This window comes from Microbispora sp. H13382, from assembly GCF_014161445.1.
In the GTDB taxonomy this organism is placed as follows: Bacteria; Actinomycetota; Actinomycetes; order Streptosporangiales; family Streptosporangiaceae; genus Microbispora.
Map to the genome: position 1 here is coordinate 479057 of NZ_JABBXA010000004.1, position 9500 is coordinate 488556.

Genomic DNA, 9500 nt, shown 5'->3' on the forward strand with positions numbered 1-9500 from the left:
AGGGGGGCGGCATGAGCGTCACCGCACCGCTGGGCTTCCGCGCCGCCGGAGTCGCCGCCGGGATCAAGAGCGGCGGCGCCCGCGACCTCGCCCTGGTCGTCAACGACGGTCCCTCGCGCGCCGCGGCGGGCGTCTTCACCCGCAACCGCTTCAAGGCCGCACCGGTCCTGTGGTCGGCCCAGGTCCTCAGCGGAGGCCAGGTCAGGGCCGTCGTCCTCAACTCCGGCGGCGCCAACGCCTGCACCGGTCCGCTGGGTTTCCAGGACACCCACGCCACCGCCGAGAAGGTCGCCGAGGTCCTGGACGACTCCGCGGCCGAGGTCGCGGTCTGCTCCACCGGCCTGATCGGCGAGCGGCTGCCGATCGACGCGCTGCTCGGCGGGGTGGGGACCGCGGCCGCCCAGCTCAGCCGCGACGGCGGCCTGGCGGCGGCCGACGCGATCCGGACCACCGACACCGTCAGCAAGATCTCCTTCCGCCGTGGGGAGAACGGCTACATGGTGGGCGGCATGGCCAAGGGCGCGGGGATGCTCGCGCCGGCACTCGCCACGATGCTGTGCGTGCTCACCACCGACGCCGACCTCACCTCCGAGGAGCTCGACACGGTGCTGCGCAGGGCCACCTCCGTGACGTTCGACCGGCTCGACACCGACGGATGCATGTCGACGAACGACACGGTGCTGCTGCTCGCGAGCGGCGCGTCTGGCGTGCGCCCCGACCTCGCCGAGTTCGAGAAGGTCGTCACCGCCGTCTGCGCGGACCTGGCCCGGCAGCTTCTGGTGGACGCCGAGGGCGCCACGAAGGCGATCGCCATCGAGGTCGTCGGGGCGGCGACGGAGGAGGACGCGGTGGCCGTGGGCCGCGCGGTGGCCCGCTCCAACCTGCTCAAGTGCGCCATCCACGGTGAGGACCCCAACTGGGGCCGGGTGGTCAGCGCGGTCGGCACCACCGACGCCGTGTTCGACGCCGAGCGGGTCAACGTGGCGGTCAACGGCATCTGGATCTGCCGCGGCGGCGCGGCGGGGGACGACCGCGCCAAGGTCGACCTGCGGCCCCGAGACGTGACCATCACCGTCGACCTGTCCGCGGGCCCGCACACCGCGACCGTGCACACCACCGACCTCACGGCGGCGTACGTGCACGAGAACTCGGCGTACTCGTCATGAGCGTCAGGCGGAACGGCGCCCTGGACAAGGCGCACACCCTGATCGAGGCGCTGCCCTGGCTGGCGCGCTTCCACGGCGCGACCGTCGTCATCAAGTACGGCGGGAACGCGATGACCGAGGAGCACCTGCGGGCCAAGTTCGCGGCCGACGTGGTGTTCCTGCGTTACGCCGGCCTGCGCCCGGTGATCGTGCACGGCGGCGGGCCGCAGATCCAGTCGCACCTCGACCTGCTCGGGATCGACAGCCACTTCGTGTCCGGGTTGCGGGTGACCACCCCCGAGGCGATGCAGGTCGTGCGGATGGTCCTGGTCGGCCAGGTCAACCGCGACGTGGTCGGCCTGATCAACGGGCACGGCCCGTTCGCGGTCGGTATGTCCGGCGAGGACGCCCACCTGTTCACCGCCGAGCGCAAGCACGTCGTCGTGGACGGCGTCAAGGTCGACATCGGCCAGGTCGGAGAGATCGTCCGGGTCGAGGCCGGAGCCGTGCGGGCCCTGCTCGACGACGGCCGCATCCCGGTGGTGTCCTCCGTGGCCCGCGGAGAGGACGGCGGGATCTACAACGTCAACGCCGACACCGCCGCCGCCGCCCTCGCCGTGGCGCTCCAGGCGTCGAAGCTCATCGTCCTCACCGATGTCGAGGGGCTGTACGCCGACTGGCAACCTCCTGCCGAAGGCGGGGACGCAGGCTCGGGCGAGGAGGTCGTCAGCCGCATAGGGGCGTCCGAACTCGCCGCCTTGCTGCCCTCGCTGTCCAGTGGCATGGTGCCGAAGATGGAGGCATGTCTGGCCGCCGTGCGCGGCGGCGTTCCGCAGGCCCACGTGCTCGACGGACGGGTGCCGCACGCGCTGCTGCTGGAGGTCTTCACCGACGAGGGCATCGGGACGCTGGTCGAGCCCGACGCCGCCGTTCCGGCGGTGCCGGACGGGATCGGGGCGACGGCGGACGGCGCCGTCAACGGGGAGGTTGCCAGATGACCACCAACGACGAACTGCGCGGACGCTTCGAGGCGGCGTTCATGCGCAACTACGGCGTGCCGCCCGTCGCCATCGCCCGCGGTGAGGGCTGCGCCGTCTGGGACGTGGACGGACGCCGCTACCTCGACCTCATCGGCGGCATCGCGGTGACCTCGCTCGGGCACAACCACCCGGCCCTGGTCGAGGCGGTGTCCCGGCAGGTGGCCACCCTCGCGCACACCTCGAACCTGTTCCTGCACGAGCCCGAGGTGCTGCTCGCCGAGAGGCTGCTCGCCCTGCTCGCAGAGCCGGCGCGGGTCTTCCTCGCCAACTCCGGCACCGAGGCCAACGAGGCGGCGGTCAAGATCGCCATCAAGTACGGCAGGACGCACGGCCGCGCCTACCTGGTCGCGGCGGAGAACGGCTTCCACGGCCGCACGCTCGGCGCGCTGTCGCTCACCGGCAAGCCGTCGATCCGCGACCAGTTCGGGCCGTTCCCGCTCGACGTGCGGTTCGTCCCGTACGGGGACGCGGACGCGCTGAAGAACGCGGTGACCGAGGACTGCGCCGCGGTCTTCCTTGAGCCCACCCAGGGCGAGGCCGGGGTCGTCCCGCCGCCCGAGGGCTACTTCCGTGCCGCCAGGGAGATCTGCTCCTCGGCGGGGGCGCTGCTCGTCGCCGACGAGATCCAGTCGGCCATCGGCCGCACGGGGCACTGGTTCGCACACCAGGCGGAAGGGGTCGTCCCCGACGTGCTGACGCTGGCCAAGGGCCTGGGCGGGGGCCTGCCGATCGGCGCCTGCGTGGGCTTCGGCGAGGCCGGCGAGGTCTTCGCCAAGGGCGACCACGGCTCGACCTTCGGCGGCAACCCGATCTCGTCCGCGGCGGCGCTCGCCGTGCTGGACACGATCGAGCGCGACGGACTTCTCGGCAACGTCGCCAAGGTGGGGGCGCTGCTGTCCGAGGGCATCTCCGCTGTGCGGCACCCGCTGCTCAAGGGGGTCAGGGGGCGAGGGCTCTGGCTGGCCGCCGTGCTCACCGCGCCCAAGTCCGCGCAGGTGCAGGCGGCGGCGCAGGAAGCCGGTTTCCTGGTCAACGCCCTTCAGCCCGACGCGGTACGGCTCGCGCCGCCGCTTGTGATCACCGAGTCCGACGTACGGACCTTCCTCGACGCGCTGCCCGGCATCCTGGAGACCGCAAATGCCTGACGACGACCTCCTGACCCCTGACGACGGCCCGAGCCAGGGCGGCTACCCGGCGCGAGTCAGGCACTTCCTGCGGGACGACGACCTGTCGCCGGAGGAGCAGGCACAGGTGCTCGACCTGGCCGAGGCGATGAAGAAGGACAGGTTCGGCTACCGGCCCTTCGCGGGCCCCCGCACGGTCGCCGTGCTGTTCGACAAGCCCTCCACCCGCACCCGGGTCTCCTTCACCGTGGGCGTCGCCGAGCTGGGCGGCCAGCCACTGGTCATGGACCTCGGCACGTCGCAGCTGGGACGGGGCGAGCCGGTCGAGGACACCGCGCGGGTGCTGTCCCGCCAGGTCGCGGCGATCGTGTGGCGGACGGCGGGCCAGGAGCGCATCGAGGCGATGGCGGCTCATTCGTCGGTGCCGGTGGTGAACGCGCTGACCGACGAGTTCCACCCCTGCCAGATCCTCGCCGACCTGCAGACGATCCGGGAGCACAAGGGGTCGCCGAGGGGTCTCACGCTCGCCTACCTCGGCGACGGTGCCAACAACATGGCCCACTCCTACCTGCTGGGCGGGGCCACGGCCGGCATGCACGTCCGGGTCGGGGCGCCGGTGGGCTACCTTCCCGACGCCCTGGTCATGGAGCGGGCGGCCGAGATCGCGGCGGCGACGGGCGGGTCGGTCACAGCGGTGAGCGACCCGGAGGCCGCGGTGGCCGGGGCGCATGTCGTCGCCACCGATACCTGGGTGTCCATGGGCCAGGACGGCAAGGACGAGCGGGTCGCGGCCTTCGCCTCCTACCAGGTGTCCACCGCCCTGCTCGGCCTCGCGGCCCCGGACGCGATCGTCCTTCACTGTCTCCCGGCCTACCGGGGGATGGAGATCGCCGCGGATGTCATCGACGGGCCGCAGAGCGTCGTGTGGGACCAGGCGGAGAACCGGCTGCATGCCCAGAAGGCGCTGCTGCACTGGCTGGCGACGCGGGGCGCGGAGGGGTCGTGACCATCCCGCTCACCAAGGCGGCTCGGCACGCTCGCATAGTGGAGCTGCTGACCAGGCACAAGGTGCGCTCGCAGCCCGAGCTGGCCAAGCTCCTGGCGGAGCAGGGAGTGGAGGTCACCCAGGCCACGCTCTCCCGGGATCTCGACGAGCTGGGCGCGCTGAAGCTGCGGGCCGACGACGGCACGCTGGTCTACGCGCTGCCCGGCGAGGGCGGGGGACGGATCCCCCTCTACCGCACCGGCGCCACGAACGGGCTGCCGGAGAACCCCGACGCGCGGCTGCGGAGGATCGCGGAGGAGCTTCTGGTGTCGGCCGAGGCGTCGGCCAACCTCGTGATCCTGCGCACGCCGCCGGGGGCGGCGCAGTTCCTCGCCTCGGCCATCGACCACGCGGGCTGGGAATCCATCCTCGGCACGGTGGCCGGCGACGACACGATCCTCGTGATCAGCCGTGACCCCATCGGAGGGCAGGGGCTGGCGGAGTCTCTGCTCAACCTCGCCACTCGCCGCACGCCCGATGTGAGCAGGCACAAGCTCGCCGCAGAGGTCCGCGCCCACGACAGCGAAGAGCGGGAACAGTGACGGACAGGGCAGCGCGCGCATCCTCCGGCGAAGTCGCCGTCGCCGAGGGGAAGGGCCTGCAGCCGGCCGTCGTCGAGAGGTCGAGGCACTCGATCGACGAGCACGAAATCGCGGCCGCGCGGGACGCCCGCCAGGCCTGATCGACTCGGTGTACGCCCCGGTTCCGGTGCAGGGACCGGGGCGTACGTCGGCTAAGGTCGCGGATTAGTCCCGCAAAGGATCCGCGTGAAGAAACGCGCCGAGGGTTCATCCGAGGGAGCCGGACCAGGCGCGATGATCTACGTACGACGGCCCGGGCGGGAACGGCGCGCGGTCATCTTTTCGGCAGGGACTCGAATATCGGAGGGAGAAGACGGTGGCGGACAACAAGCCGATGAGGCTCTGGGGTGGCAGGTTCGAGGGGGGACCCGCGGACGCCCTCACGCGCCTGTCGGTGAGCGTGCAGTTCGACTGGCGGCTCGCGCCGTACGATCTGCTTGCCTCGCGCGCGCACGCGCGAGTGCTGCACCGCGCCGGGCTGCTGACGCAGGAGGAGCTCGACCGCATGCTGGGTGCGCTCGACGACCTCGACCGTGCCTGCCGCGCGGGAGAATTCCGCCCCACCGTGGCCGACGAGGACGTGCACACGGCATTGGAGCGCGGCCTGCTCGAACGGCTCGGCTCGCTGGGCGGCAAGCTCCGTGCCGGTCGCAGCCGCAACGACCAGATCGCCACCGACCTGCGCCTCTATCTGCGTGACCACGTCCGCACGATCGTCTCCCGGCTCGCCGAGCTGGAGACGGCGCTGATCAGCCAGGCCGAGGAGAACGCCGACGTCGCCGCCCCCGGTATGACCCATCTGCAGCACGCCCAGCCGGTGTCGTTCGGCCACCAGCTTCTGGCCCACGTCCACGCGCTCACCAGGGACGTGGACCGCCTTCGCGACTGGGACAGGCGCGCGGCGATCTCGCCGCTCGGCTCGGGCGCGCTGGCCGGTTCCTCCCTGCCGCTCGACCCCGCCGCCGTCGCCGCCGAACTCGGGTTCGACGCTCCCGCGCCGAACTCGATGGACGCGGTCGCCGACCGCGACTTCGCGGCGGAGTTCCTGTTCTGTGCCGCGCTGATCGGCGTGCACATCTCCAGGCTCGGCGAGGAGATCGTGCTGTGGGCCTCGCAGGAGTTCCGGTGGATCGAGGTGGACGACGCCTACTCCACCGGCTCGTCGATCATGCCGCAGAAGAAGAACCCCGACGTCGCCGAGCTGGCCCGGGGCAAGAGCGGCAGGCTGATCGGTTCGCTGATGTCGCTGCTGACGACCCTCAAGGGCCTGCCGCTCACCTACAACCGGGACCTGCAGGAGGACAAGGAGCCGGTGTTCGACGCGGTCGACACACTGCTCCTGGTGCTCCCGGCGGTGTCGGGCATGGTCTCCACGATGCGGGTGAACAAGGCCAAGCTGGAGTCCAGCGCGCCCGACGGCTTCGCCCTGGCGACCGACCTCGCCGAACTGCTGGTCCGCCGCGGGGTCCCGTTCCGTGACGCGCACGAGGCCGTCGGCCACCTCGTGGTGTGGTGCCAGGTGAACGACAAGGACCTCGGCGAGCTCACCGACGACGAGCTGGCCAAGGTCTCGCCGCACTTCGCCGTCGACGCCACGGGTGCGAGCGTGCGCGACGTGCTGAACGTGCACGGCGCGCTGGCCGCCCGCAGCGCCTTCGGCGGCACCGCGCCCGACCGGGTCCGCGACCAGATCGCGAACCTCCGGGAGGTCGTCGACGGTCAGGCGGCATGGGCGAACGAGAACTGATCGAGGACGTCGCGGGCGCGCCGCTCGGCCGCGACTTCTTCGACCGGCCTTCTGACGTGGTCGCGCCCGACCTGCTCGGCCGCGTGGTCGTGCACGGGTCGGTGGCGGTGCGGCTGAGCGAGGTCGAGGCGTACGGCGGGCCGGGGCAGGACCCGGCCTCCCACACCTACCGGGGGCGCACGCCGCGCAACTCGGTCATGTTCGGGCCGCCGGGGCACGTCTACGTCTACTTCACGTACGGCATGCACTATTGCGCGAACCTCGTGTGCATGCCCGCGGGCACCGGCTCGGCCGTCCTGTTACGCGCCGGCGAGGTGATCGCGGGTGTGCACACCGCCCGCGTCCGCCGTATGCCGCACGCCGCCGGCCCGGACCTGGAAGGGCTGGTGCGGCGGGTCCCGGACCGTGACCTCGCGCGTGGGCCGGCCCGGCTCACGGTGGCGCTCGGCCTGGTGCGGGAGCACAACGGGACGGACTGCTGCTCCGGCGGCCCGATTCGGGTGCACGAGGGCCGGCCCGTGCCGTCCGGGCAGGTCAGGACGGGCCCCCGCACCGGGGTGTCCGCGGGCGCCGACACGCCCTGGCGGTTCTGGATCGACGGGGACCTCACCGTCTCGCCGTACCGCGCCCACGTTCCCCGGCGCCGGGGCCGCACCACGAGCTGACGCGCCGGGTTGAAGTGGCGATAAGGTTTCGTGATCAGGCAGGCTTGTACGGAAGCCCGTACACCCACCATCGATAAGCGAAAGCCACGACCGTGACCGCAACTTCAGGCAACCTCGTGCCTACGTCGGAGATGGCTGACATCCTCGACGAGCTCGAGTGGCGCGACGTGATCGCGCAGACCACCGACATCGACGCGCTGCGCAAGGCACTCGCCGACGGTCCGATCACCGTGTATGCGGGCTTCGACCCGACCGCACCCTCATTGCACGTCGGCAACCTGGCCACGCTGCTGATCCTGACCCGCTTCCAGCGAGCGGGCCACCGGCCCATCGGCCTGGTCGGAGGCGCCACCGGTCTGATCGGCGATCCGAGCGGGCGCAGCACCGAGCGGGCGCTGAACTCCAGCGACATCGTCGCGGAATGGGTGGCTCGAATCCGCGTGCAGGTCGAGAAGTTCCTGTCGTTCGAGGAGGGGCCGACGGCGGCGACGCTGGTCAGCAACCTCGACTGGACGGCGCAGCTGTCGGCGATCGATTTCCTCCGGGACGTCGGCAAGCACTTCCCCGTCAACCGCATGCTGGGCAGGGAGTCGGTCTCCGCCCGGCTGGCCGGTGAGGGGCTGAGCTACACCGAGTTCAGCTACCAGATCCTGCAGGCCAACGACTACCTGGAGCTGTACCGGCGGCGTGGCTGCACCCTGCAGCTCGGTGGCAGTGACCAGTGGGGCAACATCACCGCCGGCGTCGACCTGATCCGGCGGGTCGAGGGCGGGCACGTCCACGCGCTCACCGGCAAGCTGATCACCAAGGCGGACGGCACGAAATTCGGCAAGACGGCAGGCGGGGCGATCTGGCTCGATCCCGCGCTGACCTCGCCGTACGCGTTCTACCAGTTCTGGCTGAACGCGGACGACCGCGACGTGGTGCGTTTCCTCAAGGTCTTCACCTTCCGCCCACGGGAGGAGATCGAGGAGCTGGAGAAGTCCGTGGCCGAGCGACCGGCGGCTCGAGAGGCGCAGCGAGCCCTGGCCGAGGACCTGACGACTCTGGTGCACGGCTCTGACGAGCTGGCCCGCGTGATCGCCGCTTCGCGTGCGCTGTTCGGCCAGGGCTCCCTGGCCGAGCTCGACGCCCGGACGCTGGAGTCCGCCCTCGCCGAGGTGCCCAAGGCCGTCGTGCCGGCTCTGGGTGCGCCGTACGTCGAGCTGCTCGCGGAGAGCGGGCTGGTGGAGTCGAAGTCCGCGGCGCGGCGTGCCGTCAAGGAAGGCGGCGCGTACCTGAACAACACGAAGATCACCGACGAGGAGTACGTGCCCTCGGCGGACGACCTGCTGCACGGCCGGTTCCTCGTGCTGCGCAGAGGCAAGAAGACGGTCGGCGGCGTCGAGATCGCCTGACCCTCCGAACCGAACAGCCGCCCTGGCCTGAGGTCAGGGCGGCTGTTTCTTGGTCAAGTGTTGTTGTGACGAGGGTAACAATCCTGTGGCGTTCATGGCGGCCGGCGTCGGAAGTTCCCGTCTGGCCTGGGGTTTCGGCCATCTCGCCGTGATTTGACGGCCAGACCCGGGTTGCCTAATGTTTTCTTCGCCCCCGGGGAGAGCGGGACGCCGACAGGCGGCCGGACCCCGACGGGCAAGCCACTCTGACAACCACCCAGACGAGGCGCTCGCGTCAGGTCAGGGTCGTTCGTGGCGCGGCCAAGCCGAAGGGTTTGACGCGAAGCGGGCGAGGGTTTAAGATGGAGTGGTTGCCCCGAAAGGGGCGGTCACTCTAACAAGAGCATCGGCTGGGATCGCATGGCCCTCCAGGTCTGCGGTACGGCGATCGCCGCGGAGTCGGCCGAACGGAAGTTATCGCCCTGGATCTCGGGACCCGTTGATCGGGTTCTGGGTGATGGTGGTCGCGTCCGTTTCTTGAGAACTCAACAGTGTGCTAAAAGCCAGTGCATGAAATCATGCATGACCCCGTCATGACAGCACTTCGGTGTTGGTGACGGATTCCTTTGAACGGTGCCCTTTCCTTAGCCGGGGGGTGCCGGCCAGAGTGATCTCTTTTCAAGCATTGTTTGGAGAGTTTGATCCTGGCTCAGGACGAACGCTGGCGGCGTGCTTAACACATGCAAGTCGAGCGGAAAGGCCCTTCGGGGTACTCGA

9 protein-coding genes and 1 rRNA gene are annotated in these 9500 nt (G+C 70.7%); all 10 read left to right on the forward strand.

Features of this window, described 5'->3' with window-relative positions; translation table 11 throughout:
* The first annotated feature begins 11 nt into the window (after positions 1-11).
* Positions 12-1166, forward strand: a complete 1155-nt coding sequence (gene argJ, locus HHX41_RS11915) for a bifunctional glutamate N-acetyltransferase/amino-acid acetyltransferase ArgJ (RefSeq protein ID WP_169983092.1) — start codon at positions 12-14, stop codon at positions 1164-1166.
* Positions 1163-2143, forward strand: coding sequence for an acetylglutamate kinase (argB, locus tag HHX41_RS11920; protein ID WP_182905979.1), 981 nt, complete (start codon positions 1163-1165; stop codon positions 2141-2143). The genes argJ and argB overlap by 4 nt, the downstream gene beginning before the upstream one ends.
* Positions 2140-3330, forward strand: coding sequence for an acetylornithine transaminase (locus HHX41_RS11925; protein ID WP_182905980.1), 1191 nt, complete (start codon positions 2140-2142; stop codon positions 3328-3330). Before argB ends, HHX41_RS11925 begins: the two co-directional genes overlap by 4 nt.
* Positions 3323-4315 (forward strand): ornithine carbamoyltransferase, encoded by a 993-nt coding sequence (gene argF, locus HHX41_RS11930; protein WP_182905981.1) that lies wholly within the window; start codon positions 3323-3325, stop codon positions 4313-4315. The genes HHX41_RS11925 and argF overlap by 8 nt, the downstream gene beginning before the upstream one ends.
* Positions 4312-4896 carry an arginine repressor gene (locus tag HHX41_RS11935; RefSeq protein WP_310741933.1) on the forward strand — a complete coding sequence of 195 codons (585 nt, stop codon included), beginning with the start codon at positions 4312-4314 and terminating at the stop codon, positions 4894-4896. Before argF ends, HHX41_RS11935 begins: the two co-directional genes overlap by 4 nt.
* On the forward strand, positions 4893-5036 hold the full coding sequence (locus tag HHX41_RS11940; RefSeq protein ID WP_182905982.1) for a hypothetical protein: 144 nt from the start codon (positions 4893-4895) through the stop codon (positions 5034-5036). Before HHX41_RS11935 ends, HHX41_RS11940 begins: the two co-directional genes overlap by 4 nt.
* 233 nt (positions 5037-5269) lie before the next feature.
* A complete protein-coding gene (gene argH / locus HHX41_RS11945; protein ID WP_169983320.1) occupies positions 5270-6682 on the forward strand; it encodes an argininosuccinate lyase in 1413 nt (470 codons plus the stop codon).
* The gene (locus HHX41_RS11950) at positions 6664-7347 is read left to right on the forward strand and encodes a DNA-3-methyladenine glycosylase (RefSeq protein WP_182905983.1); all 684 of its coding nucleotides are present in this window, start codon (positions 6664-6666) and stop codon (positions 7345-7347) included. Before argH ends, HHX41_RS11950 begins: the two co-directional genes overlap by 19 nt.
* Positions 7348-7478: 131 nt before the next feature.
* On the forward strand, positions 7479-8744 hold the full coding sequence (tyrS, locus tag HHX41_RS11955) for a tyrosine--tRNA ligase (RefSeq protein WP_182905984.1): 1266 nt from the start codon (positions 7479-7481) through the stop codon (positions 8742-8744).
* Positions 8745-9409: 665 nt separating this feature from the next.
* A 16S ribosomal RNA gene (locus HHX41_RS11960) occupies positions 9410-9500 on the forward strand; the annotation flags it as partial.